Consider the following 26,774-nt stretch of genomic DNA (forward strand, 5'->3'; position numbering starts at 1 on the left):
TTGCTATTGGTAATTGACCATCACTTCACTGCTCACCACCCGCAGGCCGGGCGGCAACGCGCCCTGCCCCTGAAATCCGAAAGCCAGATGCAGCGTTTCATCGGCTGCTACGTTGGCGAGGCCGCGCGTGCTGCCACTGGCGCCGTCCAGCTCCACGCAGCGCTGAATGGCGCACAGCCGCACCACCAGACCTGATGGCGCCGGTCGGCTCAGCGTGTAGCGCCAGTTCACCACCGAAATAGTCCCTGCAGCCGCCGAGGGCGCTTTAAGCGCCGGCGACAGCAGCCAGTTGCCGCGCACGCCGAGGCTTGGGCCGCTGGCGCTGGCCTGCCACGCACCGCTGGCGGCTTTGCCTGTTAGCGGCAGCGCCAGCAGCGCCACCAGCAGCCATGAGAGCGTCACGCCGCGCATTATTTGCCGCCTATGGTAGCAGTCATGCGGATCTGCCGGTTATCGGTCAGCTCCATATTGGACAGCACCACCAGCTGCGGCAGGTTACGGCGCAGGAAGCGCGCCAGCAGCGCCCGCAGCGGATGGTTAACCAGCAGCACCGGCGGCGCACCAGTCATCTCCTGCTGCTGCAGCGCGGCCTGCGCCTGCATCAGCAGCCGATCGGCAAGACCCGGTTCCAGACCGCCACCGCCCTGCAGCGCCTGCAGCAGCAGACGTTCCAGTGTGGCATCCAGTCCAATCACCTGCACTTCGCCGTTGCCCGGGAACCACTGCTGGGTAATCGCACGGCCCAGCGCGACGCGTACCACGCTGGTCAGTTCCTGCGGATCGTTCTGCACCGGCGCATGTTCGGCCAGCGTTTCGATAATGGTGCGCATGTCGCGGATCGAGACGCGTTCGGTCAGCAGATTTTGCAGCACTTTGTGCAGTGTGGTCAGGGTAATCACGCCCGGCACCAGATCTTCCGTCAGCTTTGGCATCTCCTGGGTGACGCGGTCCAGCAGCTGCTGCGCTTCCTGACGCCCAAACAGCTCGCTGGCGTACTGGCCGATCAGGTGATTAAGGTGGGTAGCCACCACGGTACTGGCTTCCACTACGGTGTAGCCCTGAATCTGTGCCTGCTCTTTCAGCGCGCTGTCGATCCAGATGGCCGCGAGGCCAAACGCCGGGTCCACCGTCGCTTCACCCGGCAGCGTGCCCGCCGCCGTGCCCGGGTTGATCGCCATCCAGCGTCCCGGATACGCATCGCCGCTGCCAATCTCAACGCCCTTCATCAGGATGCGATAGCGCGCCGGCGGCAGCTCCATGTTGTCACGAATGTGCACCACCGGTGGCAGGAAGCCCACCTCCTGCGCCACTTTTTTACGGATACTGCGGATACGCCCGAGCAGCTCGCCGTTTTGCAGATGATCGACCATCGGAATCAGGCGATAGCCCACTTCCATGCCGAGCGAATCTTCCAGCTGGACGTCGGTCCACGAGGCTTCGACCGTGGCCGGCGTCTCCTGCGTTTTCACCACGCTGGAGGCTTCACTTTGCTTCTTCGGCTGCATTTCGCGGCCGCGCAGCCACCAGGCCAGGCCGAGCAGCGCCGCGGTGAACAGCAGGAACACAAAGTTCGGCATGCCGGGCACCAGGCCCAGCAGGCCAATCACGCCGGCGCTCAGCATCAGCACGCGCGGATTGTTAAACAGCTGGCCCACCATCTGTTCGCCGACGTCCTGATCGGTGCTGACGCGGGTAACGATGACACCGGCAGCGGTAGAGATCACCAGCGCCGGGATCTGCGCCACCAGGCCGTCACCGATGGTCAGCAGCGTATAGGTTTCCCCGGCGTGACCGAGATCCATACCGTGCTGCACCACGCCCACCAGCAGGCCGCCGATCACGTTGATCACCATGATCAGGATGCCGGCGATGGCGTCGCCGCGCACAAACTTACTGGCACCGTCCATCGAGCCGTAGAAGTCCGCTTCCTGGGTCACCTCGGTGCGCCGGCGTTTGGCTTCGTCTTCACCAATCAGGCCAGCGTTCAAATCGGCATCGATCGCCATCTGCTTGCCGGGCATACCATCCAGCACGAAACGCGCGCCCACTTCGGCGATACGTCCGGCACCTTTGGTGATGACCATGAAGTTGATGATCACGAGGATGATGAACACCACGATACCAATGGCGAAATTACCGCCGACGAGGAAGTGACCAAAGGCTTCAACCACGCGCCCGGCGGCATCAGCCCCCGTATGCCCTTCCAGCAGGATGATACGCGTTGAGGCGACGTTCAGCGCCAGACGCAGCAGCGTTGAGAACAGCAAAATGGTCGGGAAGGCAGCGAATTCCAGCGTGCGCTGGGTGAACATTGCCACCAGCAGCACCATGATGGACAGCGCAATGTTGAAGGTAAACAGCAGGTCAAGGATGAACGCCGGCAGCGGCAATACCATCATCGACAGGATCAGCATGATCAGCACCGGACCAGCCAGCACCTGCCATTGCGTGTCTTTAAAATTGCCCGGTAAACGCAGCTTTTCGGCCAGATTAGCCATGGTTGGTGTTCTCTCCTGCAAAGTCCATCTCTGCCGGGACCGGCAGATGTTTTGGTTTGTTTGGAATCAGGCCGCCTTCGCGCTTCCAGCGTCGCAGCTGCCAGACCCACGCCAGCACTTCTGCCACGGCGGCATAGAGCGCGCCGGGAATAAACTGGCCAATTTCCGTATGACGATAGAGCGCACGCGCCAGCGGCGGCGCTTCCAGAATCGGTACGCGGTGCTCTTTAGCGATTTCCCGGATGCGCAGGGCAATGTCACCGGCGCCTTTGGCAATCACTTTCGGCGCACTCATCTTGCCTTCCTGATACTGCAGCGCCACCGAGTAGTGCGTCGGGTTAGTCACGATGACGTCCGCCTTCGGTACGTCGGCCATCATGCGGCGGCGGGCGGCGGCACGCATCGCCTGGCGGATACGCCCTTTAACGTGCGGATCGCCCTCGTTCTGCTTGTGTTCATCGCGAATTTCCTGGCGCGTCATGCGCAGCTTTTTGAAGTAGCTGTAGAGCTGCCAGAACACATCAAAGCCAACCATCGGGATCAGACCCAGCATCACCAGCGCACAGCTGATGGCGGTCATCGACAGGCCATGCTGCAGCGCATTCACCGGTGATTCGCTCATCAGGCGCAGCATCTCCTGCCAGTGACTCCACAGATACCAGCCAGCCACCAGCGCCACCAGCACCGCTTTGAGGATCGCCTTCACCAGTTCCGCCCATGTCTGACCGGAGAACATGCGCGCAATGCCCGGTAACGGGTTGAGCTTTTTGAAATCGAATTTGATGGATTTTCCGCTGATGTTGATTCCGCCCAGAATCATCGGCGCGGCGATGGCAACGATCACCAGCCCGGCCATCAGCGGCAGCAGCGCGATCACCGCCTGCATCACCAGGTTGCCGATGTGCGAGACGATAATTTTATCGTCGTTGACCATGCCGTGGTCAAAGCGGAAGCCGGTGGCCACCATGCTGGCCAGCCGTTGCGCCATATTGTGGCCGCCCAGCCAGATGATCAGCAGCCCGGCCAGCAGCATCAGTACCGAAGTCAGCTCGCGCGAACGCGGAATCTGCCCCTCCTGCCGTGCTTTCTCAAGTCGGTGGGGGGTGGGCGATTCTGTTTTGTCCTCGTTGCTCTCTTCAGCCACGACATACCTCAGCTGGCAGGAATTCTGAGCATAGAATGCCAAAACCCTTCGGGTCTAAAGCGCGGATTAAGCGAGAAAAAGATGGGTTTATTTAGCCATAAGTGAAATCAGGACCTGCGCTAACCTGGTGCGGGCCAATCATCAGCGAACGCTTACGCGACCTTTGCTGCGCAATACGGGTTAAGTGGTGGAGCAAGCAAAAGCCGTGCCGGACTGGCTGGGTTACAGACGCGGCTGCGCCCGGAAATTCCGAAAATCATAAAATTGTTTCGCCGCGCAATCTTTTTTTATCTGAAAAAATAGATAAATCTTATTTACCAATTCCCTTAAGCACCATCAGGGGGCAAATGTCGCGCCGCACGCCAGCCGCGCTTGCTTACGCAAATAAATTAATGCAGCTTATCTATCGTCCCAGCCAGAACGATCGCGGCGTGCCGTTAAGGCGTTTTTTCGCCCGGTAGCACGGGATTTGCCGCGGTGCAATGGTTTGAATTCTCAAAAGTCTTAGGTAGACTTAAGTCAGCACTATCTTTCTGTAATTTGACTGTTTTTTAGTGGCCTTCTCACTGCATAATCTGCCCGCCCGCTGAGTGCGTGCCGGATACAACTCTGCAGCGATACTGATGAAAATTTGAGGATCATGGTGAATAAGAGTCTCTTGCTAACGCTGCTGGCGGCTTTAACGCTGGCGGGATGTAAAGCGCCTCCACCGCCCGTGACGGATGACACCCTGGTCACCAGCGAAGTGAACGGCGTAAAACTGGTTCATCGTCATGCAGTGGCAGCACCCGGTGAATTTACCCCGGTGAATGAGAGCTTTCGCGCGCTGTATGCCGCCTCTGTGATGACCCTGCCGGATTACGGCGGCAAAGTGGTGCGTTATCTGGATAACGCCCAAACCTTTGAGGTGCTGGGTCGCGTCGAGCATAACTGGCTGGCGATTGCAGAAGAACCCAGCGGGCAGCTGATAGGCTACGTGCCCCCCAAAGCTGGCGTGGAGAGTAGCCGCTATGACGCCACGCTGCGCAGCGACCGGCCGCGTCCCCGTCGTACTAAACAGGTCTGCGTGGCCGTGGGCGGCGCCAGTAAAGCATGCCGCACCAATGATACCGCGACCTGGATCTTAGACTGATGATGCAATCCGGCGCATATTGCCCGCAGCACACCGCTGCTTTGCGGGCTAACCGTTCCGTTATTGCCAGGATAATCGAGATTTAATGACTCAGGACTCCCTTGCCCGCGATGGCATTGTCGCGGGCAACGATAACCTTTTGCTGAATGCCGCAGCACCGATTCTGAATACCGTCGTGCGTATACGGCAGGCGGCGACGCACGACGATCCCGCCGGCCTGCGTCAGCTGCTGATTGAGGAGATCCGCCAGTTCGAGCAACGCTGCAAGCAGGCGGGTTTGCCGTTTGAGATGATCATCGGTGCACGCTACTGCCTGTGTAGTGTGCTGGACGAAGCGGCGGCGCAAACCCCCTGGGGCACGCGCGGCGTCTGGTCCGGCAATGGCATGCTGGTGACCTTTCATAACGAAAGCTGGGGCGGCGAAAAAGTATTCCAGCTGCTGTCGCGCGTGTCGCAAAGCCCGCAGCAGCATTTATGGCTGCTGGAAGTGATTCACTACTGCCTGCTGCTGGGCTACGAAGGGCGCTATCGCGGCAGCGACAGCGGACGCGCACAGTGTGAAGGCATCCGTAAACGGCTGGCGCAGCTGATTGCGGAAACCCGCCCGGCACCACCACCGCGCACGCCGCTGGTGGAAGTGCATCCGCTGGTCAGCACCCTGACGCGGCCGATGGTGCCACTGTGGGCCTGCGTCACGCTGGCTACGCTGATTGCCTGTCTGATCTACAGCGGGCTCAACTGGCGGCTGGGCAATGCGGCCGAACCGCTGCTGCGTGCCATCTACCAAACCCCGCTGCCGCAAATCATGCCGGGGCGCCGCCCTACCTCACCGCAGGCGCTGCTCGATCTGCATCAGCGTCTTAACGACGTGATTGCCGCAGGCCAGCTGGAAGTGAGCGACGGTGCCTTTGGCAGCAAAGTGATCATCCCTGCGGACAAGCTGTTTGCGCCGGACGGTACGGTGGTAAACCAGGTTGGCCGCGCGCTGCTGGCGCACGTGGCCAGCGCGATGAAGACGGTAAAAGGCACGGTGCTGGTATCGGTCTATACCGATAATCGTCCGGTGGATGGTCGGTTCGCCTCCAGCTATGAATTCTCCTTCGCCCGCGCCCGTGCCGTCACGCAGCTGCTGAATACGCAGCTGGCGGACGGTCACAGCGTTAAAGCCGAAGGCCGCGGCGACAGCAATCCGCTCTTACCCAATGACAGCAATGAAAACCGCGCCCGCAATCGCCGGGTGGAGATCACCCTGTTTGCGGCACCGGAAACCCTCGGCAATCATCAGGGAGGCCAGTGATGCGCGCATCACTCCAACATCTGTTAACCCATCGCCTGCTGTGGGGCCTGATTGGCGTCACGGCACTGAGCTGCGTGCTGTGGATGCTCGGTCCGCTGTGGAGCTGGGGCGATACCCGTCCACTGGAGCCGGTATTCCCGCGCCAGCTGGCGGTCGGTGTGCTCTATTTCTGCTGGGTGCTGTTCCAGTTTATTCCCGCCATCTGGCGCGGCTGGTTTAACAGCAAACTGCTCAATCGCCTGCAGGAGATGAGCCACGAAGAAGCGTCCGATCGCCAGGCGACCGAGACGCTGCTGACCCAGCGCTTCAGTGAAGCGGCGCTGCGGCTGAAACGCACCCAGTTTGGTCGCCGGCATCAGAAAAGCTGGCTGGCGCGTTTTCAGAGTCACTATCTGTATCAGCTGCCGTGGTACGTGATGATCGGCGCGCCCGGTGCCGGTAAAACCACCGCGCTGCTGAATGCTGGCCTGGAGTTTCCGTTAACTGACAGCCTCGGCAAAGAGGCGGTACGCGGCGTCGGCGGCACGCGTCACTGCGACTGGTGGTTCACCGACCGCGCAGTTTTAATCGACACCGCGGGTCGTTACGCACTGCAGGAGAGCCAGCGCGCGCGCGACGGCGCCGAGTGGCATAACTTCATTAAATTGCTAAAGCGCTACCGCACGCGCCAGCCGATCAACGGCGTGATCATGACCATCAGCGTGGCCGACCTGCTGACCGATTCCGCCGAGGCACGTCACGCCCAGGCCAGCGCGCTGCGCAGCCGCATGGTCGAGCTGCATCAGCAAACCGGCATTCACTTCCCGGTGTATGTGATGGTCACCAAAACCGACCTGCTGAAAGGGTTTATGAGCTTTTACGGCAACCTGAGCAAGCCGCAGCGCGATGCCATCTGGGGCTTCACCTTCCCGTGGGAACCGGGCAAACCGCACAAAGATGACTGGCACCGCAGCTTTAGCGAGCGCTTTCAGCAGCTGGAGCAGCGTCTGCAGCAGCAGCTGGCCGACGTAATGGCCGGTGAGCGCGATCTCACCCAGCGCGCCGACAGCTTCCTGTTCCCGCAGGAGTTCAGTTCACTGCGTCCGTTACTCAACGAATATCTCGACGTGGTGTTTTCCCGCCATCAGGATGAGATTGCCTGGTCGGCGCGCGGCCTGTTCTTTACCAGCGGTACCCAGGAAGGCCTGCCGTTTGACCGCATTATGGGCGAACTCAACCGCAAGCTACAGCTGCCACACACCGGCGAGTCGAGCCTTGCCGCGTGGGACAGCGTTAACCGCAGTAATCCGATTCCAGGTACCAAAGGCCAGAGCTTCTTTATTCGCGACCTGTTAAGTGACCTGGTGTTCCGCGAAAGCGGCCTCGCTGGCAGCAACCGTCACTGGGAGTATCGTAACCGGCTGCTGCACTGGATCGGTTACGGCGCGCTCACCGGCGCGCTGGTGCTGCTCTCCGGTTTATGGCTCACCAGCTACGTGCAGAATCAGCGTTATCTCGATCAGGTCGCGGCGCGCATCGGGCCGATTACCGCGCAAAGTCAGCAGGTTATTCATCAGCCAGCCGATAATATTTTTGATCTGCTACCCTTCTTAAATAACCTGGTGAAACTGCCGCTGTCGGCGCATTTTTCTCTCGACAATCCACCGCTTACCATGCGCGCTGGACTGTATCGCGGTAATCAGGTGAGCGATGCCGCATGGGTACTCTATCAAAATGCGCTTAAGTCCTTACTGCTGCCGCGCGTGGCCCAGCAAATTACTAACCTGCTGCGTGACGATCCCGGCACCGACAATGACTACAGCCGCAATGCGCTGCGCGCGTATCAGATGCTGTATCAGCCGCGTAACTATGACGGCGAATTTCTGCGCGGCTGGCTGATGCAAAATCTGCAGCGCACGCTGCCGGACAATGTCAGCGCGCGCGATCTGCAGCAGCTTGACTGGCACCTTAGCCAGCTGCTCGATCAGCAGATTCAGTCTTCGCCTTATGCGCGCGACAATGCGCTGATGATGCGTAAGCTTGCGGAAAATCTGAAAAATGCCGGTCAAAATGGCCGTATGCTGGCGGTTGCGCCACACACCGTATCGCAGCGATTGACCGGACACAGTGAGTAATGGTGAGGTAACCATGGCGAGTTACACCGCGCCGGGCTGGTATGGCAAATTACCGGCCACCGGTGATTTTCTGCGCCAGCGGCTCAGTGAAGCCACGGTGACGCCGTGGAGCCACTGGTTTCAACAAGGCTTAATCCACTGGCATCAGCAGGAAGAGGCCAGCACGCAACAGTTTTTACGCGCGCCGGTATGGAATTTTGTCCTGCCGCTATCGCCGCTGCGCCAGCAGGTGCAGCTGGGCTGTCTGCTGCCCTCGTGCGATCGCGTCGGCCGTGCGTGGCCGCTGCTGGCGCTCCACAGCATTCCGCTCAGCGCGTGGCATGCTTCACAGCTGGCGATCTCCGGCGACTGGTATCAGGAACTCGGCGCGCTGCTGTGGCAGGCGGTGCGCGATCGCCACAGCCCGGACGCGCTGGAGAGGCAGATTCAGCAGCTGGCTCCGCTGCTGCTGCCGGATAAGCAGCGCAGCGACATCATGGATGTGATTGGTTTTGACGATTTGCCCTGCACCCTGAGCTGGCGTGAAGTGGCCGACCGTTTTGATCCCCAACAGCACATTAGCTACTGGTGGAGTAATCGCAGTGACGGCTTTGCCCACGCCACGCATAAACACAGTGGCCCGCTCACTGCGCAACTTTTTTCGTTATTGTTTAACCCGGCGGCGGGTGCCCAGCCGGGACGTAATGGCCTCTATCCACCGATGTTTGAGTAGGCCAGTGCGCTTGCCTTGTTAACGGGATGACTCATGCAATTTACCATTGTGCAGTGCAATACGGATGTGCCCGCCAAAACCGTCGCGTTTAGCCCGCCCGGCGGGACCATCGGCCGCAGCCAGGATAACGACCTGGTGCTGCCCGACGAATCGCGCGCCATCTCGCGCCTGCAGGCGCTGGTGCACCTGTCGCCAGACGGCGAGTGCCGCCTGACCAACCAGGGCAGCGTCACTTCGGTGGTGCTGAACGGCGTGGCGCTGCAGCGCGGCTCGCAGGTGCGGCTGCGCCACGGCGATACGCTGCAGATTGGCGAATATGGTCTGGAAGTGCGCGACCCGGCGTGTCAGAACGCACCGCAGGATGATCCGCTGGTGTTTTTTGCTGACAGCGCCGCCGATCCGCTGGGTATGCAGCAGGACGAAAGCGTGCCGGAACCGGAAGTCCTGCCGCAGAGTGACAGTCCGCGTCACGAACGCCGTCCGGACGCGCGCCTGGCGATCGATCCGCAAAGCGATGCGCCCGTGATGCCAGCCGTGCTGGCAGGCGCCGATCAGGACAAACTGATCGCCGCGCTGCTGGAAGGCATGGGCCTGAATAATGGTCACCAGACGCCGATCACCGAAGAGCAGATGCGCGTCACTGGCCGCATGCTCAGCCTGTTTTCGCAGGGTACGGTTGCCCTGCTCTCTTCGCGCTCCATCCTCAAGCGCGGCGTGAAAGCCGACATGACGATGATCCTTAACGAAGCCAACAACCCGTTTAAAATTCTGCCTTCCGGCAAAACCGTGCTGATGCAGATGTACCAGAGCCAGATGCCTGGCTTTATGCCACCGGAAGCAGCGGTGCGCGATGCGCTGGTGGATTTACAGGCGCATCAGCTGGGGATGATTGCCGGCATTCGCGCCATCATTGCCGCGATGCTGCAGTCGTTTAATCCGCAGCGTCTGGAAGAGGAAGCGCGCAAAGACGGCGTGCTGCCTAAGATGCCGTTCAGCGGCGGACGTAAAGCGGCGCTGTGGGACTATTTTCTCCGTCACTATCAGCGCACCGCGGGCGAGATTGAAGATGACTTCCACACCCTGTTTGGTGAAGCCTTTCTGCATGCCTACGACATGGAAGTGAATCAGTACAAAGATTCCCAGACGCGGACTGAAGACGCATGAAGATGAAGTTTGCCAGCCGCTGCCAGCAGGGTATGCGTGACGAAAACCAGGATCGCACTGGTGCCGAAGTCGATGAACAGAAAGCCTGTTTTCTGGTATGCGACGGCGTGGCCGGTCTGCCCGGCGGCGATTATGCGGCCCAGCTGGTGCGCGATACCCTGCTGACGCAGCTGCAGCAAAACGACACGTTCACGCCGGAGAGTACACGCGCGGCGATAGAAAAGTGTCAGCAAACGCTGGTCAGTGCCCAGGGGAACAATCCGAATTTTTCGCGCATGAGCACGACCCTTGCCGCCCTGTTTATTGACCGCACAACGCAGCGCGCATGGTGGGCGCACGCCGGTGATAGCCGGGTTTATCACTTCCGCCACGGGGTGCTGCATCAGGTGACGCGTGACCACAGTCTGGCGCAGCAGCTGCGCGAAGCCGGCTATGAAAATACCGGCATTAACAGTAATTTACTTTATAATGCGCTGGGTATTGAACCGGCCCGACCGGCCACCTTCAGCGAGGTGATTGAGCTGACCGATGGTGACGCATTTCTGGTCTGTACCGACGGCTTCTGGCTCAACCTCACCACCGACGAAATGGAACAGGCACTGCGCATGGTAAACGCCTGCGAAGAGTGGCTGGCATTGATGGAACAGGCCGTAAACCGCAGTGTTAAAAGCGACAATCTCAGCGCTCTGGCAATCTGGATTGGCGAACCGCAGGACGCGACGCTGCTTTATTCCCAGGCTGATGCGGCACGTTTTCTGCCGTCACGTTATTGATTGCAAGGATCATTATGAAACTGTGGTTGCCGGGCGTTGCCGCCCTGTTACTGGCCCTGAATGCGCAGGCGGAAGATTACCGGGTGGTCTACTCGCCCAGCCTGTCGCTGGAAGTCTATATCGATAACGTTGCCAGTAATGCGCCCGACGACTGGTGTAAAGAGACGCTGCCGCTGCGCATCGTGTCCGGTAAAAGCAGCGACACCAGCATTCTTACCAGCTTCCTGCCGCGCGTCGGTACGCTGCTGGCGAACCAGTGCGGCCTGCTGGATGAGATCCCCTGGCAGATGACCAGCAAAGAGGGCAGCGTGCTGGCTAACGGTAGCGCGGCAAAACTGCAGAACTGGCGGCCGATCATCCTTAACGACGCGACCGCCAGCGCCAGCGCCAATACCGCGGCGCCGCTGGATTTATCGCGTCCGGCCGACAGCACGCCGCTGCAGCACTTCGCCCTGCCCGGCGGCTGCCATTTCCGTACCTGGTGGGATGAAAACGGCGGCTCGCTGTTTATTCCTGAGAACCCGCAGCAGCATTGCTCAACCGAGGGCTGGCTGGAAGGTCCGGCGGCGATGACGCTGCTGAGTGACGGCAAAACGCGCAGCCAGACGGTGACGTTCCTGCAGGGTTATCCCATCGCCGATCTCACGCTGACCCGCACGCCGCTGGAGGTGGTAGCGGTGAACAAACAGCGCATGATTGTCACGCGGCCCGATGCCAGCGATAGCTGGCTGGTGCTGCCGTTTGATGCTCAGCAGCACGTCTGGCGCTTCAGCGGTACGCTGCTGATTAAAATGGATAAAAACACCGGCACGGATAGCGAAGCGGTGAAATCGCGGGTTGATAGCTTACGCGGCATCTGGTCGCCGCAGTTTATGCCACAGCAAAAAGTGACTGTGTTACTGATTGACACCCTGCACGCCGATCTGGCCGATCCGGCAATTGGTGCCTGGCGTAACATTAATTAATTAGCGGTTGTTGCCTGCCGTCACCGGCGTGACGGGGCGCTACAGGACGTGTTCAGAGAGCTCACTATGTCGGCAAACGAAAATCATACCCCCAATGCCCTGCCTGCGGGCTACCGGTTTAACGAGTTTGAAATCAAGGAAGTGATTGGCGGCGGCGGCTTTGGCATTGTCTACCGCGCCTGGGATCATCAGCTGGAACGCACCATCGCCATCAAAGAGTACATGCCGGTGTCACTGGCGGTACGCGGTGCGGATCTGGCGCTGGAACTGCGCGGCGAGCGCTTCCAGAAACTGTTTAATGCCGGACGCAACAGCTTTATTCAGGAGGCAAGGCTGCTGGCGCGCTTCAATCATCCCGGTCTGCTGCACGTCCTGCGTTTCTGGGAAGAGAACGGCACGGCTTACATGGGCACGCTCTACTACAGCGGCATGACGCTGAAAGAGTGGCAGCTCACCAGCCCGGACAGCATTGACGAAGCGTGGATTCGCCGTCTGTTACCGCCGCTGTTTGGTGCCATCAACACCATTCACACCGCCGGTTACCTGCATCGTGATATTTCGCTCGATAACATTCAGATTCAGGAAAATCAGCTGCCGGTGCTGCTCGACTTTGGCTCGGCGCGCAAAGAGATTGGCAACCTGTCGGATGAAACCGAGATCATGCTCAAGCCGGGCTTCGCGCCAATTGAGCAGTACAGCGAAGAGGGAGAAGTCGAACAGGGCCCCTGGACCGATATCTACGCGCTGGGCGCGGTGTTGCATACGCTGATCACCGGCCACGCGCCGCCGGTCAGCGTGGTGCGCTGCATTGAAGATAACTACCAGCCGCTGGTGGAGCGCAAGCCTGAGGGGTATTCGCTGCCGCTGCTGCACGCGATCGACTGCGCGCTGGCGATGAAGCCGGAAGACCGGCCACAGAGTATTGATGCTTTTGCCCGGCTGATCGATCTGCCGGTGAGCGATGTCGAAGCGCTGGTGACGACCTTCCCGGTGGAGAGCCAGTCCGCGCCGGAGCCGGTAGCGGCCGTGCCGGAACCGCAGGTAATGGCGGTTAATCATGCTGCCGCCGCGATTGAACCGGTAACGCCGCGCAATGTGCGCCGTTTGTCGCCTGCCCTGCTCGCTGCCGCTGCCGTGGCGTTGCTTGCCGTGGTGGTCGTAGTGTGGAAAGCCAATCGCCCGAGCGACGCACCGCCGGTGGCGGCAAGCAGCGCCCCGGCGGTGACCCCATCAGCGAGCAGCGCACCCGCCAGCAGCGCACCAACCATGGCGACGGTTTATCTACAGTTGCAGGCAGGGGAAAATATCGTGCTGAACGGCGAAGCGAAGGATGTGAAACCCGCCAGCAGCGGTTTCGCCTCGCTGAATCTGGCGGCAGGCAGCTATCGTATTGAAGTGCATCACGGCAGCCAGGTGCGCAGCCAGATGCTGACGATTAACCAGCCGGGCACCTGGCTGATTAATCCGGGTAATTGAGGTTAGCCGCGCGCGGCGCTCTGCTGCAGCGCGCGCACTTCGGCCGCCAGGCGCGTTAACGCCTCTTCCTGCATGCCGCGTTTGCCCAGCTCCTGTTCCAGCGAGAACAGATACTGCGCGTTGCTGCCGAGCGGGCCGCTGGCCTGAGCGATCAGCGGAGCAATGGTGCTGCGGCAGGAGTCGGCTTCATACAGCGGATGACGCGGATCCATGATAAACACCAGCGCCGTAACCGTGCGGCCATCCTCCAGCGTCAGTTCACACCAGGTGGGCAGATAGCAGCCGGTGATCATTTCCCGTTTCCACAGCAGCTCAAGCTCTTCATGCAGGCGCGCTTCCGGCAAGCGAAACGCCAGACCACTGGTAGAACCGCCCTCTTTCAGCGCCAGCATCCGTCCTGGTGCGGCAACGGTGCCGCGTCCGGCGGTCAGCCGCAGGCAAAAAGCACGGTGCCAGCCCTCAAGCCGTCCGGTCGCCACCTCTTCCGCTTCAAAGACCGGGTTCCACATCAGGGAACCGTAGCCGAAGATCCACACCGGGCTTTTATCGGGACGACAGGCAAGCGTGGCGCAGAGCGACGCGGCGCGCTTCTCACAGCTCCACAGCAGCGCTTCGTCAATATCACCAAATGAAGTTTTGCAATCCGCTTTTAGTAAGAATTCCCGGGTTAACACTGCGATCTCCTCTACTGCGCTGACCTTCCTGTCGTTATGGCTCCCTGAATCTGCGATTTTACAGGCGGCGCCCGCGGCGTCGACTTAAGACAAGACAGTAATGCATTTGCCATAAACGTTTCAAGATTGACCCCGATCACAAAGGGGAAATTATCTGTAAATAGCATCGGCTGCCTGGCAGGATTCTTGAACGAAGCGCGGAGAAGTGTGAAGCGGGCCGCAGTGGCCCGCGCGGAAGCTAGTGTTTAGGATGCCACTTGTCGTCCTCGCCTTTGGCGTACTCTTTTTTGACCGCCGCCCAGGCGACTTTATGTGCCACCTGCTCGCGCGATTCATCACCGCGACGATCGTCTTCATCTTTATACTGATCCCAGGCGCTGTTAAACGCCTTTTGGTAGATGGTTTGCGCATGGCCCGGCAGCACGTGGCGCACGCTGTCCGGCAGTTCCCGGTTCGATGAATAAGGCATAGTTCCTCCTGTTTCAGGTTCCCTGTATAAGTCTGGAAGAGAACGGCAAAAAAGCAAACCTGCTATTTCATACTTCTGCCAGCAAAAAAGGCGGGTAGTGAGGATAAGGCCAGATCATTCGGTTCTGTTCTTCCTCCTTTCACGCAGGATAGATGAGAAATACGCACTATTAACCTGCTGATGAAAAGGCTTAATTCGCTGATTAACGCGAATTTCGCTACGTTCAGATAAAAAGGACAAAAAGTAAAAACGCGTAAAAAATCTGCGTGAGCAGTGGCGAAAAGTTACACTGCGCTTCGTCAGATGAGTCACTATATTTATCAGGCAGCAATTGCCTGTTTTTTTGTTCTTTTTGCCGAAGAGGATGGCGCATGGCTGGACATGAGAAGACCCGACACAGCGAATATTCGCTGATTTTCCCGATTCTGGCGCTGGCGGTGCTGAGCTTTTTTGGCGGCCAGACAGCGCTTCTGCCGGTGATCGGCATCAATTTGCTGGCGCTGGTGGCGATTTTAAGCAGCGCCTTCAGCGTAGTACGTCACGCCGACGTTCTGGCGCACCGGTTAGGTGAACCTTACGGCTCGCTGATCCTCAGCCTGTCAGTGGTAATTCTGGAAGTGAGCCTGATTTCGGCGCTGATGGCGACCGGCGATGCAGCGCCCGCGCTGATGCGCGATACGCTCTACTCCATCATCATGATCGTTACCGCCGGACTGGTGGGCTGTGCCCTGCTGCTTGGCGGGCGTAAATTTGCCACCCAGTACGTTAACCTGGCCGGCGTGAAGCAGTACATGATCGCCATTTTCCCGCTGGCGATTCTGGTGCTGGTGTTTCCCAATGCCCTGCCCGGCGGCAATTTCACCACCGCGCAGGCGCTGATTATTGCGGCGATCTCTGCGGCGATGTACGGCGTGTTCCTGCTGATTCAGACCAAAACCCACCAGAGCCTGTTTGTTTACGAGCATGAAGACGAGAGCGATGATGGCGACCCGCATCACGGCAAACCTTCCGCGCACAGCTCGCTGTGGCACACCGCGTGGCTGATTGTGCATCTGATTGCGGTGATTAGCGTGACCAAGATGAACGCCAACTCGCTGGAAATGCTGCTCACTGAAATGAACGCGCCGGAGCAGTTTACCGGTTTCCTCGTCGCGCTGCTGATTCTGTCGCCTGAGGGTCTGGGCGCAATCAAGGCGGTGCTGATGAATCAGGTGCAGCGCGCGATGAACCTGTTTTTCGGTTCGGTGCTGGCCACCATTTCATTGACGGTGCCGACGGTGACCATTATTGCCACCCTGACCGGTCAGCAGTTGATTTTCGGCCTTGAGCCGCCGCATATGGTGGTGATGAGCGCGGTGCTGATTCTGTGCCACATCTCGTTCTCCACTGGCCGCACCAACGTGCTCAACGGCGCAGCGCATCTGGCCCTGTTTGCCGGTTATCTGCTGACGATTATGCTGTGACGCTGAACTGAGTATAGGGGTGATACGGTCGCCATAAATGGCGACCCTACAGCGCAGGATGCGCATTCATGCGCACCAGGTGAATCGGTCGCCATGAACGGCGACCGTACAATGTAAGGTGCGCATTCAGGTACAAACCGGCCACATGGGTAACACTTTAGACCGGGCACATGGGTAACAGTTATAAACGGCATAGCAGAGGAGACTCACTATGCCCTGGACTGAGACTGTTACCATGCAACGCCTTGAATTCATCCTCGCCTGCCAGGCAGGCGGGGAATCCATGACGCAGCTGTGTCACCGCCACGGCATCAGCCGCAAAACCGGCTACAAGTGGCTCAGCCGCTTTAACCCCGGCGAGCTCTCCTCGCTTGAAAATCTCTCCCGCGCCCGCCATCTCCAGCCCGATAAAATCGCCCCCGACATCGCCGCGCGCCTTGTTCAGTTCCGCCAGCAGCACCCCGACTGGGGGCCAAAAAAAATCCGCCACTGGTTCCTCAGCAACGGCGCTGACTTCATCGTGCCCGCCGCTAGCACCATCGGCGACCTGCTGAAGGCGGCGGGAATGGTGCAGCCGCGGACGCCGCGTAAGCGAACGCCGGGCAACCTGCGCAGTCTCACGACGCCCGTGAGGAACAACCACGTCTGGAGCGCTGATTTTAAAGGGCGCTTCCGCCTGAAAGACGGCAGCTGGTGCCGCCCCTTCACGCTTACCGATAACCACAGCCGCTACCTGCTGTCCTGCGAGCCGGGCACGTCGGAGACCACGGTGTTCGTGCGCGGCTGCATGGAAAGGGCCTTCCTGGAAGGCGGGCTGCCCGACGTTATCCGCACCGACAACGGCTCGCCCTTCGTTGCGCCGGGCATCCTCGCGCTGACGCAGCTGAGCGTGTGGCTGATAAAGCTGGGGATACAGCCGGAAAGAACCGCGCCGGGCTGTCCGGGGCAGAACGCCCGCCACGAGCGGATGCACCGGTCGCTGAAGGTCGCCATGAGCCATCACGACGTCTTTGGTTCGCTGCCGGAGCAGCAGGCGTGGTGCCGCGGATGGCGGAACGAGTTCAATCAGGAAAAGCCGCATGAGGCGCACGGGCAGCAGCCGCCCGCGAAAATATGGACGCCTTCACCGCGGAGATGGGACGGAAAAGTGCCGGAGGTGGGCTATCCGGAGGGGGCGAAGCTGTACAAAGTCGGCGAAAAAGGCGACCTGAGGCTGAACGGGCGAACCTTCCTGAGCGCGGCGTTACGGGGCGAGTACGTGCGGTTCCTGGAAGTGGACGACGGCATTGACGTCATCCTCTTCGACAGGCTCATCCTTGCGTATTATGACCGGGCAGAAAAGCGTATTATCCGGATCGACTGACCACAAAAAGTGTTACCTGTGTGCCCGGTCTGATCTGTTACCCATGTGCCCGGTCGTACCTTCATGCGCACCTGGATAAAGATATCTTTACGGCTTAATAACAGCCATTAGCACATCTGGCCCTGCCAGCTATTTGCTAAAAATTAAGCCTTAAATCGAATAGTTTATTGCTAATTTTCTGTTTACCCGCAGAAGTTAAAATGTTGACTGCATGAACTCTGGCTGCCAGTCATTATTTATTATTTCCAGTGAACATTCCATACGTCAATTCTGAAATTGAAGCTTCAGGCTGATCGTACAATTGCACTCAATTTTGAAAAAGCACTGGCGCAACTGCGTGAAGAAACGCGAACCGCCAGTACCACGGTTGCCTCGGGAATTGAAAGAGCTAGCTGGTATGGTTCCTGCGTTTTTGATGATTACAAAGATGTATGTAAACGACTGAGAAGTGAAGATGTTCGTATGTTTTCAGCTCTGCCACAGGTTTTTTCACGACATGATGTCATCCTTGATATGGTTGAAATCTACTTTAGAAAAAAACCTGCGCGTCTCAGTGAACATAATGTTCAAAATCTGGTGCGCCAACTTACTGAAAAGGCGGCTAATTATACAAGCGGTAAAGCTTCAAAACTCACCATTTCATTTCTTGTCGCGCGCATAGTTACCGAATCTAAAGTTTTTAAGAGCTCGCTGGTTGATGTGATTGACCGGACTTCGCTTTATAGTGTCACAGTGTTAAAATTTTATGGGAAAATACAAATCGCTGCAACAGCAGCTCAGCATTTGAAATTTGCGGATCCGGAGTATTATTTCAATCTGTATCAACAGAAATTAGAAATGCTTTATTATCTCATAGAACCTGAAATGTCTAAAATTATTTACTTAAACAAATCCGGCTCAACAAATGATGAGCAAATACTGGCATTAGTAGAACGGTTACTGACAAAATGAAACGAATCTTTTCCTGGTTCTATGCATGGTTAAGTCAGTCTTTTCTTCACTAATACCGGTGATTGCGGCGGTAGCAGGTGGAATACTTTTGACAGCGCTTTTCCCTCATTATGGACTGTTATTGACTCTACTGTGGGTCATTGCCATGGGTGCTATCTACGTGAAATATTTTAGATGGTTTTGACGGTCAATTTCAGTTGATACTTTATGTAATCCCTTCGTTGTTAAGCGCCTGCGACAGAATTTACCATTCTATTACAAAGGCACCCGCGGGTGCCTTTGCTGTTGCTATGACAAATCAGTTACTGGTATCCAGCTCCGGGAAACTTTTAACCAGATCGTCAATCGCTTTCATCTGCGCCAGGAACGGTTCCAGCTTATCGAGCGGCAGCGCGGACGGGCCGTCGCATTTGGCGCTGTTCGGTTCCGGGTGCGCTTCGATGAACAGACCGGCGATACCTACCGCCATGCCCGCACGCGCCAGTTCGGCAACCTGCGCACGACGACCGCCCGAAGCCGCGCCAAACGGATCGCGCGTCTGCAGCGCATGGGTGACGTCAAAAATCACCGGGCTGTTGTTAGTGACTTTCTTCATCACGTTGAAACCGAGCATATCAACCACCAGGTTGTCATACCCGAAGTTGCTGCCACGATCGCACAGAATCACCTTGTCGTTGCCGCCTTCGGCAAACTTATCGACGATATTGCCCATCTGGCCCGGACTGACGAACTGCGGCTTCTTCACGTTGATCACGGCACCGGTTTTCGCCATCGCTTCCACCAGATCGGTCTGACGTGCCAGGAAGGCCGGCAGCTGAATCACATCCACCACGTCGGCGACCGGCTGCGCCTGCCAGCTTTCGTGCACGTCAGTGATAATTTTCACGCCGAACGCCTGCTTCAGCGCCTGGAAAATTTTCATGCCTTCGTCGAGGCGAGGACCACGGTAAGACTTAATGGAAGAGCGGTTGGCTTTGTCAAAAGAGGCTTTGAACACATACGGAATGCCGAGCTTGTCGGTTACCTTCACGTAATGTTCGCAGATGCGCATGGCGAGATCCTGGGATTCCAGCACGTTCATGCCGCCGAAGAGAACAAATGGCAGATCGTTTGCGACCTTGATATCGCCGATACTCACTACTTTCTGTGTCATGCCCTTTCCTTAAATGTCGGGGGACGCTTAGTGCAGCGTCACCTGTTTCTGTTCAATTGCGTGGATCTGCACTTTAATCATCTCGCTGACCGGGTCTTCAGGACACTGTTCAACGAAATAGGTCAAATCGTTCAGTGCGATATGCTCGCACTCCAGCTGGGCGTAAATCAAACCGCGGTCGCGAATCTCATAGGGATCGTCCGGGTCGATTTGCAGCAGCACCTGGCTGACGTTGAGCGCCAGTTCCATCTGCTTCTCATCCATCAGCGCTGCTTTCAGCGTGTCGAGCATTTTGCGCATTACGCTGACGGTTTTCGCTTCATCGAGGTCGTCAGAGTAGAGCTTTGCCGTCGGGCTGATGTTGCCTTTCAGCCACACTTCCAGCGTATGGGTGTCGAGCGTTTCACCGTTAAACGGGTTGATCAGCCACATTTCACCGTCGAACCAGTCGGCACGCAGGATCAGCTGCGTCGGGAAAATCACCGGCATCAGCGGCAGCTCAAGCTCATCCGCAATGTGCAGCAGAATCACGCCGAGCGATACCGCCGTCCCCTGCCGGCTCTTCAGCACTTTATCGATCCACAGCGCGTCTGACAGATTGTAGACGCCGCTGGCACCGCCAAAGCCCCACTGCTGGTAAAACAGATCGAGCAGCTTCTCGAGCTGCAGATCCGCATCCTGTTCGCTACTGACATAGCGCCGCGCCTCTTCAACCAGGTCAGCCAGCTGCTGCTGGACGGAAGGCGCGGAAAAATCATTGCGTATGGCGCAGGTCGCGCCAATCACCGCTTCACTTAACGGTGTTTCACTGTAATCAAGTTGCACTGGCGAGGTCATACTATCCCCAATAACGGCATTTTGGTCATCGCCAGTTTAATCACCAGCAATAATGCGACCACGGCGACTAAACAGGCGACCCAGCGGGTCGCCATGCTGCGCGGGCGACGACTCAATGCCACGGAACCTAAGGCGATGTAGATGATAACCGCTAACAGCTTCTCCGTCAGCCAGCTTCCTTGTGGGGTAAACGGATAAAAGTGGGTAATCAGCACCAGCAGTGCACCGCTGAGCAGCAGGCATGTATCGTTGACGTGCGGCACAATGCGCACCCAGCGGCGCTGCAGCAGGGCAGATCCGGTGGTCAGCCAGTAAAAACGCAGCAGAAACAGTGTGATGGTGATCGCGACTGTCAGCAGATGGAAATTTTTAATTAGCGGATACCAGCTGGCCATAGTGCTTCCTTAAGTAAGTTGTCCAAGCGTGACGCGCGGATTGCCGCCGTAATCCTCAACGGTGGTGACCGCCTGAAAGCCATTACGGATTAGCAGCGCGCGTACAGCCTCGCCCTGCTGCCAGCCGTGTTCCAGCAGCAGCCAACCCTGCGGCTGCAACCAGTGCGGCGCGCGCTCAATGATTAATCGTAAATCGGCCAGCCCGGCCTCCTCCGCCACCAGCGCGCTGAGCGGCTCAAAACGCACGTCGCCCTGCTGCAGATGTTCATCGGCGGCATCAATGTAAGGCGGATTGCTGACAATCAGATCGAAACGTTGGGCGGGCAGGTCGTCGAACCAGTGGCTGAGCACAAATCCGGCGTTGGTGAGGTGCAGGCGCTGGGCGTTATCCTGCGCCAGCGCAACCGCAGCGGCAATGCGGTCGCAGCCGGTAATCAGACAATCTCGCCGCTCGCTGGCCAGCGCCAGCGCAATGGCGCCGGTGCCGGTGCCGAGGTCAAGCACCGCGGACGGCGTCGCGGGCAGCCGCAGCAGCGCCTGCTCCACCAGCACTTCAGTATCCGGACGCGGAATCAGCGTGGCATCACTGACGCGCAGCGGCAGCGACCAGAACTCGCGTTCGCCCACCAGATGCGCAATTGGCTCACCGCGCACGCGGCGTGCCAGTAACGTCTCCAGCTGCGCCAGTTGCGCATCATCGAGCGGGCTGCCATCAAACGCAACCAGCCAGCTGCGCGACTTGCCGGTGACAAAACCCAGCAGAATCTCCGCGTCGCGCTTCGGGCTATCGCCTCCGCACAACGCAGCCTGCGCCTGCTGCAGCCAGCGCCGGACGTTCATCACTCCTGCCCGGCCAGTGCGGCCAGCTGGTCAGCCTGATACTCCTGCACAATCGGCTCGATCAGCGTATCCAGCTTGCCTTCCATGGTTTCGTCGAGGCGGTAGAGCGTCAGGTTAATGCGGTGATCGGTGACGCGCCCCTGCGGGAAGTTATAGGTACGGATTCGGTCGGAACGGTCGCCGCTGCCCAGCAGGTTACGCCGCGTCGAGGCTTCCGCCGCCTGGCGCTTCGCCATTTCCGCGGCGTGAATGCGTGCGCCCAGTACCGCCAGCGCTTTGGCTTTGTTTTTGTGCTGCGAGCGCTCATCCTGGCACTCCACCACGATGCCGGTTGGCAGGTGGGTAATACGGATCGCCGAATCGGTGGTGTTAACGTGCTGACCGCCCGCGCCGGAAGAGCGGAAGGTGTCGATTTTCAGATCGCCCGGATTGATGTCCGGCAGTTCGGCTTCCGGCAGCTCCGGCATCACCGCCACGGTACAGGCGGAGGTGTGAATGCGCCCCTGCGATTCGGTTTCCGGCACGCGCTGCACGCGATGGCCGCCGGATTCAAACTTCATGCGGCCATAGGCGCCGTCACCGGTGATACGCGCAATCACTTCTTTGTAGCCGCCATGCTCGCCATCGTTGGCGCTCATGATCTCCACCTGCCAGCGGCGCGCTTCGGCATAGCGGCTGTACATGCGGAACAGATCGCCGGCGAAAATCGCCGCTTCGTCGCCACCGGTACCGGCACGCACTTCGATAAAGCACGGACGTTCATCGTCGGGATCCTTCGGCAGCAGCAGCACCTGAAGCTGCTGTTCCAGCACCTCACGCTTGTCGCGCGACAGCTTTAACTCTTCCTGCGCCATGTCGCGCATTTCCGCATCGTCGAGCAGCATTTCAGCCGTCTCGACATCTTCCTGCACCTGCTGCCATTCGCGGAAACAACGGGTGACGTCGCTCAGCTGGGCATATTCACGTGATAACGCGCGGAAACGGTCCTGATCGCCAATTACGCCGGCATCACCCAGTAACGCTTCAACTTCTTCATGGCGTTCCTGCAGCGCTTCCAGCTTGGCAACAATCGAGCTCTTCATCTAATAGAGGGTATCCCAGTGATAGGTCGTGACAGACCAGATTACTCTAAACCGAGGCTGTCACGTAAGATCTGCAGGCGTTCGCTGTCGCCATCGCGCGCGGCCTGCTGCAGTGATTTGGTTGGTGCATGAATTAAACGGTTGGTGAGCTTGTGTGCCAGCTCCTGTAAGACTTTTTCGGCATCAGCACCCTGACGCAACGCCGCCAGCGCGCGATCCTGCAGCTCGGCACGCACGTCGTCGGCCTGCGCGCGGTATTCGCGGATGGTCTCACCGGCGCTTTGCGCACGCAGCCAGGCCATAAATTCACCGCTCTCCTGCACCACAATGCTTTCCGCCTGCACCGCCGCCGCTTTGCGCTGCGCCATGTTCTGCTCAATGATCGCCTGCAGATCATCCACGCTGTACAGGTAGGCGTTAGCGAGCTTGCCCACTTCCGGCTCAACATCGCGCGGCACGGCGATATCGACCAGCAGCATAGGCTGATTGCGGCGCGCCTTCAGCGCCCGTTCCACCATGCCTTTGCCAATAATCGGCAGCGGACTGGCGGTGGAGGAGATAATGATATCGGCATCGGCCAGGCGGGTTTCGATATCGGCAAGGCCGATCACTTCGGCGCCCACTTCGTCCGCCAGCAGCTGTGCGCGTTCGCGCGTGCGGTTGGCGATCATCAGTTTGCGCACGCTGTGTTCGCGCAGGTGACGCGCCACCAGTTCGATGGTTTCACCAGCACCAACCAGCAGCACGTTAACGCTGCTAAGTGATTCGAAAATCTGACGGGCTAAGGAGCAGGCAGCAAAGGCGACCGACACCGCGCTGGCACCAATTTCGGTTTCGGTGCGCACACGCTTGGCCACCGAGAAGGTTTTCTGGAACATGCGTTCCAGCTCGCTGCTCAGCGCATGGTCGCGCGAGGAGTCAGCATGGGCTTTTTTGACCTGACCGAGAATCTGTGGCTCGCCCAGCACCAGCGAGTCGAGCCCGCTGGCCACGCGCATCAGATGGCTGACCGCCGCGTTGTCCTGATGCCAGTACAGGCTGTTGCGCACGTCCTCTTCACGTAAGTCGTGATACTCGCACAACCAGCGCACCAGCTGCTCCTGCAGATCGGTCTGCTGCTCTACGCTGAGGTAGAGTTCCGTCCGGTTACAGGTAGAAAGCACCACCCCGCTCTGCACCATCGGCTGAGACAGCAAGCTGTTCAGCGCCTGGTCCAGCGTGTCTGGCGTGAACGAAACACGTTCGCGCAGCGCAACAGGTGCGGTTTTGTGGTTGATTCCGAGAGCAAGCAGCGTCATGGTGATTCGGGTTGGGAAGTCCCAATAATTGTCAGGTTTTGTGCTGCGCATTCTACAAGATGCAACAGATCAAGAAAAGCCATACAAAGCCTATGACTGTAATAAGATTAAACTGATCGTGCGCAATTATCCTGACATCGCCATTGACGGCACAGAGACGGATGGTTAGCGTTACCGGTTACGACGTAAAAACGTGTCTGAGGAGACGACCACGTGATGCATTTGCCCCCGCGCCAGCTGTTGCGCCTTTTGCCCCTTGCCAGCGTGTTGCTGGCTGCCTGTAGCATCAACAAACCCCAGCAAGGTCCCGGTCCCAGCACGACATCGCCGCAGTGGCAGCAACACCAGCAGGCGGTAGCGAAAATTACTCAGTACCAGACGCGCGGCGCTTTTGCCTATCTGTCGGATAAGCAGAAGGTTTATGCCCGCTTCAACTGGCAGCAAACAGCCGCAGACCGCTACCGTCTGCTGCTGACTAACCCGCTCGGCAGCACAGAACTGCAGCTCGACGCGCAGGGTTCAGTGGTGCAGATTGTCGATAACAAAGGCAAACGCTACGTCAGCAACGACGCGGAGAAGATGATTTCCCAGCTCACCGGCATGGATATTCCGCTGGCGAACCTGCGTCAGTGGATGATGGGTTTGCCAGGCGACGCCAGCGACTATCAGCTGAACAACAATTATCAGCTGCAAAGCCTGACCTACAGCCGCAACGGCCAGCAATGGAAGGTGAATATCAGCGATTACGACAGCAAGGTGAACCCGCCGCTGCCGGCCAACCTCGAACTGACCGAAGGCGGTCAGCGCATTAAACTGCGCATGGATAGCTGGACCACACAATGATCACCACCTGGCCCGCGCCGGCAAAGCTCAACCTGTTTCTCTACATTACCGGCCGTCGTGCAGACGGCTACCACAATTTGCAGACGCTGTTTCAGTTTCTCGATGTTGGCGACACCCTGGAGATTACCCCGGATGACAGCGGCAGTATCACCCTGCTGACGCCGCTCGACGGCGTGGCCGATGAAGACAACCTGATCGTACGGGCGGCGCTGGCGCTGCGTGCGGCGGCGGCGGACAAAGGCACGCTGCCGCCGCAGGCCGGTGCCCGGATCGCACTGGAGAAGCGCCTGCCGATGGGCGGTGGTCTGGGCGGTGGTTCGTCTGATGCCGCGACGGTGCTGGTGGCGCTGAACCATCTGTGGCGCACCCAGCTCAGCGTGGATGAGCTGGCTACGCTTGGCGTGCGTCTCGGTGCTGATGTGCCGGTATTCGTGCGCGGCCACGCGGCGTTTGCCGAAGGGGTCGGCGAGCAATTGCAGCCTGCGTTTCCGGCGGAAAAATGGTATCTGGTGGCCCATCCGGGCGTCAGCATCGCTACCCCGGATCTGTTTCGCGATCCTGAACTGACGCGCGATTCACCAATACGCACATTAGATGAACTGTTGCAGCGTCCTTTTCACAATGATTGTGAAGCGGTAGCAAGAAAACGTTTTCGTGAGGTTGATGCGCTGCTTTCCTGGCTGCTAGAATACGCGCCGTCGCGCCTGACAGGGACCGGCGCTTGTGTGTTTGCTGAATTTGACACCGAGTCCGCTGCTCGTCAGGTGCTGGAGCTTGCCCCGAAATGGATGTGCGGATTTGTGGCGCGTGGGCTTAATCTCTCGCCGTTACAGCGCACCCTTTCCGGGCTCTAAGCGTAAACGTGACAGTGTCACCCTGTTCCAGACACTGCATGTGACGCATTAACACACCCGTATGAACAGGCTCAAATGTATTCGCCGGTTATTTTTGAGCGGTTCATTCTCTGGACGCCAAGCCTGAGGTTCTTCTCGTGCCTGATATGAAGCTATTTGCTGGTAACGCCACCCCGGAACTAGCACAACGTATTGCCAACCGCCTTTACACCAGCCTCGGAGACGCCGCTGTCGGTCGTTTCAGCGATGGCGAAGTAAGTGTACAGATTAATGAAAATGTACGCGGTGGTGATATTTTCATCATCCAGTCCACCTGTGCCCCCACCAATGATAACTTGATGGAGCTGGTTGTGATGGTCGACGCGCTGCGTCGGGCTTCTGCTGGTCGTATTACTGCTGTAATCCCTTACTTTGGCTATGCCCGTCAGGACCGCCGCGTGCGTTCTGCCCGCGTGCCAATTACCGCCAAAGTTGTGGCTGATTTCCTCTCCAGCGTCGGCGTGGACCGTGTACTGACGGTTGATCTGCACGCTGAACAGATCCAGGGCTTCTTTGATGTCCCGGTGGATAACGTGTTCGGTAGCCCAATTTTGCTGGAAGATATGCTGCAGATTGGTCTGGAAAACCCGATTGTGGTTTCGCCGGACATCGGTGGCGTGGTGCGCGCTCGCGCTATCGCCAAACTGCTCAACGACACCGACATGGCCATCATCGACAAACGTCGCCCGCGTGCGAACGTGTCGCAGGTGATGCACATCATCGGTGACGTTGCCGGTCGTGACTGCGTACTGGTCGACGATATGATCGACACCGGCGGTACGCTGTGCAAAGCGGCTGAAGCACTGAAAGAGCGCGGCGCGAAACGCGTGTTCGCTTACGCTACCCACCCAATCTTCTCTGGCAACGCGGTGGAAAATCTGCGCAAATCAGTGATTGATCAGGTGATTGTTTGCGACACCATTCCGCTGTCGGAAGAGATGAAATCGCTGCCAAACGTGCGTACGCTGACGCTGTCTGGCATGCTGGCCGAAGCCATTCGTCGTATCAGCAACGAAGAATCGATTTCGGCGATGTTCGAACATTAATTGTTCGCGGAAAACCGGGCGCCTTGCCCGGTTTTTTATTGCCTGTGCGCGGGGTAACATCCCGATAAAGCCGCTTCCGCCGCCACTATTTGCGCGATAAATGGCCTCAAATTCCGCCAATCTCCCCGCCTTCCACTCTTTTTATCAGACAAGCGCATCCGGGCTTTAGCGGTCCAGTGATTAGTGATATTT

At 58.4% G+C, this 26,774-nt stretch carries 24 protein-coding genes; 13 read left to right on the forward strand and 11 right to left on the reverse strand.

Translation table 11 applies throughout. From position 1 onward, the window contains the following. Positions 1-3 precede the first annotated feature (3 nt). Genes F3J36_RS05030 through flhB form a run of 3 tightly spaced genes read right to left on the reverse strand, consistent with a single transcriptional unit; the run spans position 4 to position 3,642 of the window. Complete coding sequence (locus F3J36_RS05030) at positions 4-411, reverse strand: flagellar protein FlhE (protein ID WP_166719062.1); 408 nt, start codon at positions 409-411, stop codon at positions 4-6. Beyond that, positions 411-2,498 (reverse strand): flagellar biosynthesis protein FlhA, encoded by a 2,088-nt coding sequence (gene flhA / locus F3J36_RS05035; RefSeq protein WP_021509954.1) that lies wholly within the window; start codon positions 2,496-2,498, stop codon positions 411-413. The genes F3J36_RS05030 and flhA overlap by 1 nt, the downstream gene beginning before the upstream one ends. Beyond that, a complete protein-coding gene (gene flhB, locus F3J36_RS05040; RefSeq protein ID WP_021509953.1) occupies positions 2,491-3,642 on the reverse strand; it encodes a flagellar biosynthesis protein FlhB in 1,152 nt (383 codons plus the stop codon). Before flhB ends, flhA begins: the two co-directional genes overlap by 8 nt. A gap of 640 nt (positions 3,643-4,282) precedes the next feature. Between flhB and F3J36_RS05045 the strand changes: the two genes are divergently transcribed. The 7 genes from F3J36_RS05045 to F3J36_RS05080 all read left to right on the forward strand — a co-directional run bounded on the left by F3J36_RS05045 (position 4,283) and on the right by F3J36_RS05080 (position 13,275). Then, the gene (locus tag F3J36_RS05045; RefSeq protein WP_021509952.1) at positions 4,283-4,774 is read left to right on the forward strand and encodes a hypothetical protein; all 492 of its coding nucleotides are present in this window, start codon (positions 4,283-4,285) and stop codon (positions 4,772-4,774) included. An 85-nt stretch (positions 4,775-4,859) separates the two neighbouring features. Further along, on the forward strand, positions 4,860-6,071 hold the full coding sequence (gene icmH / locus F3J36_RS05050) for a type IVB secretion system protein IcmH/DotU (RefSeq protein WP_166719063.1): 1,212 nt from the start codon (positions 4,860-4,862) through the stop codon (positions 6,069-6,071). Further along, the gene (gene tssM, locus F3J36_RS05055) at positions 6,071-8,185 is read left to right on the forward strand and encodes a type VI secretion system membrane subunit TssM (protein WP_166719064.1); all 2,115 of its coding nucleotides are present in this window, start codon (positions 6,071-6,073) and stop codon (positions 8,183-8,185) included. Before icmH ends, tssM begins: the two co-directional genes overlap by 1 nt. A 13-nt stretch (positions 8,186-8,198) precedes the next feature. Further along, a complete protein-coding gene (gene tagF / locus F3J36_RS05060; RefSeq protein WP_166719065.1) occupies positions 8,199-8,897 on the forward strand; it encodes a type VI secretion system-associated protein TagF in 699 nt (232 codons plus the stop codon). A gap of 33 nt (positions 8,898-8,930) precedes the next feature. Beyond that, entirely contained in the window at positions 8,931-10,061 is a 1,131-nt protein-coding gene (gene tagH, locus F3J36_RS05065) for a type VI secretion system-associated FHA domain protein TagH (RefSeq protein ID WP_166719066.1), read from the forward strand. Continuing rightward, on the forward strand, positions 10,058-10,834 hold the full coding sequence (locus F3J36_RS05070) for a PP2C family serine/threonine-protein phosphatase (protein WP_058757495.1): 777 nt from the start codon (positions 10,058-10,060) through the stop codon (positions 10,832-10,834). The genes tagH and F3J36_RS05070 overlap by 4 nt, the downstream gene beginning before the upstream one ends. A gap of 1,031 nt (positions 10,835-11,865) precedes the next feature. Then, positions 11,866-13,275, forward strand: coding sequence for a serine/threonine-protein kinase (locus tag F3J36_RS05080; protein ID WP_166719067.1), 1,410 nt, complete (start codon positions 11,866-11,868; stop codon positions 13,273-13,275). 2 nt (positions 13,276-13,277) lie between these two features. Here F3J36_RS05080 and F3J36_RS05085 read toward each other — a convergent pair whose 3' ends face one another. After that, positions 13,278-13,949, reverse strand: a complete 672-nt coding sequence (locus F3J36_RS05085; protein ID WP_166719068.1) for a gamma-glutamylcyclotransferase — start codon at positions 13,947-13,949, stop codon at positions 13,278-13,280. Positions 13,950-14,187: 238 nt separating this feature from the next. Beyond that, positions 14,188-14,418: a putative cation transport regulator ChaB gene (chaB, locus tag F3J36_RS05090; protein ID WP_021313035.1), complete on the reverse strand. Its 231-nt coding sequence runs from the start codon at positions 14,416-14,418 to the stop codon at positions 14,188-14,190. Between the two features lie 371 nt (positions 14,419-14,789). Here chaB and chaA point away from each other — a divergent pair, with 371 nt between their 5' ends. The 3 genes from chaA (at position 14,790) to F3J36_RS05105 (ending at position 18,195) form a co-directional block, all read left to right on the forward strand. Then, positions 14,790-15,881, forward strand: coding sequence for a sodium-potassium/proton antiporter ChaA (chaA, locus tag F3J36_RS05095; protein WP_021508693.1), 1,092 nt, complete (start codon positions 14,790-14,792; stop codon positions 15,879-15,881). A 235-nt stretch (positions 15,882-16,116) separates the two neighbouring features. Next, positions 16,117-17,244, forward strand: coding sequence for a DDE-type integrase/transposase/recombinase (locus F3J36_RS05100; RefSeq protein ID WP_247653126.1), 1,128 nt, complete (start codon positions 16,117-16,119; stop codon positions 17,242-17,244). A gap of 276 nt (positions 17,245-17,520) precedes the next feature. Then, entirely contained in the window at positions 17,521-18,195 is a 675-nt protein-coding gene (locus tag F3J36_RS05105) for a hypothetical protein (RefSeq protein WP_247653127.1), read from the forward strand. Between the two features lie 298 nt (positions 18,196-18,493). Here the strand turns inward: F3J36_RS05105 and kdsA are convergent, their stop codons facing one another. The 6 genes from kdsA to hemA are packed head-to-tail and all read right to left on the reverse strand — an operon-like array spanning position 18,494 to position 23,800. Next, entirely contained in the window at positions 18,494-19,348 is an 855-nt protein-coding gene (gene kdsA / locus F3J36_RS05110) for a 3-deoxy-8-phosphooctulonate synthase (RefSeq protein ID WP_166719070.1), read from the reverse strand. A gap of 27 nt (positions 19,349-19,375) precedes the next feature. Further along, on the reverse strand, positions 19,376-20,185 hold the full coding sequence (sirB1, locus tag F3J36_RS05115; RefSeq protein ID WP_166719071.1) for an invasion regulator SirB1: 810 nt from the start codon (positions 20,183-20,185) through the stop codon (positions 19,376-19,378). Then, positions 20,182-20,580, reverse strand: a complete 399-nt coding sequence (locus F3J36_RS05120; RefSeq protein ID WP_166719072.1) for a SirB2 family protein — start codon at positions 20,578-20,580, stop codon at positions 20,182-20,184. The genes sirB1 and F3J36_RS05120 overlap by 4 nt, the downstream gene beginning before the upstream one ends. Positions 20,581-20,589: 9 nt before the next feature. After that, positions 20,590-21,420 (reverse strand): peptide chain release factor N(5)-glutamine methyltransferase, encoded by an 831-nt coding sequence (prmC, locus tag F3J36_RS05125; RefSeq protein WP_166719073.1) that lies wholly within the window; start codon positions 21,418-21,420, stop codon positions 20,590-20,592. After that, entirely contained in the window at positions 21,420-22,502 is a 1,083-nt protein-coding gene (prfA, locus tag F3J36_RS05130) for a peptide chain release factor 1 (RefSeq protein ID WP_058780680.1), read from the reverse strand. Before prfA ends, prmC begins: the two co-directional genes overlap by 1 nt. Before the next feature lie 41 nt (positions 22,503-22,543). After that, positions 22,544-23,800, reverse strand: coding sequence for a glutamyl-tRNA reductase (gene hemA, locus F3J36_RS05135; protein WP_021509939.1), 1,257 nt, complete (start codon positions 23,798-23,800; stop codon positions 22,544-22,546). A 216-nt stretch (positions 23,801-24,016) separates the two neighbouring features. Between hemA and lolB the strand changes: the two genes are divergently transcribed. The 3 genes from lolB to prs all read left to right on the forward strand — a co-directional run bounded on the left by lolB (position 24,017) and on the right by prs (position 26,582). Beyond that, entirely contained in the window at positions 24,017-24,643 is a 627-nt protein-coding gene (gene lolB / locus F3J36_RS05140) for a lipoprotein insertase outer membrane protein LolB (protein ID WP_021509937.1), read from the forward strand. Then, positions 24,640-25,497: a 4-(cytidine 5'-diphospho)-2-C-methyl-D-erythritol kinase gene (gene ispE, locus F3J36_RS05145; protein ID WP_166719074.1), complete on the forward strand. Its 858-nt coding sequence runs from the start codon at positions 24,640-24,642 to the stop codon at positions 25,495-25,497. The genes lolB and ispE overlap by 4 nt, the downstream gene beginning before the upstream one ends. A 137-nt stretch (positions 25,498-25,634) precedes the next feature. Then, positions 25,635-26,582, forward strand: a complete 948-nt coding sequence (gene prs, locus F3J36_RS05150) for a ribose-phosphate diphosphokinase (protein WP_006118899.1) — start codon at positions 25,635-25,637, stop codon at positions 26,580-26,582. The last annotated feature ends 192 nt before the right edge of the window (positions 26,583-26,774 follow it).

The organism is Pantoea sp. Cy-640, assembly GCF_011752635.1.
Taxonomy (GTDB): Bacteria; Pseudomonadota; Gammaproteobacteria; order Enterobacterales; family Enterobacteriaceae; genus Pantoea; species Pantoea dispersa.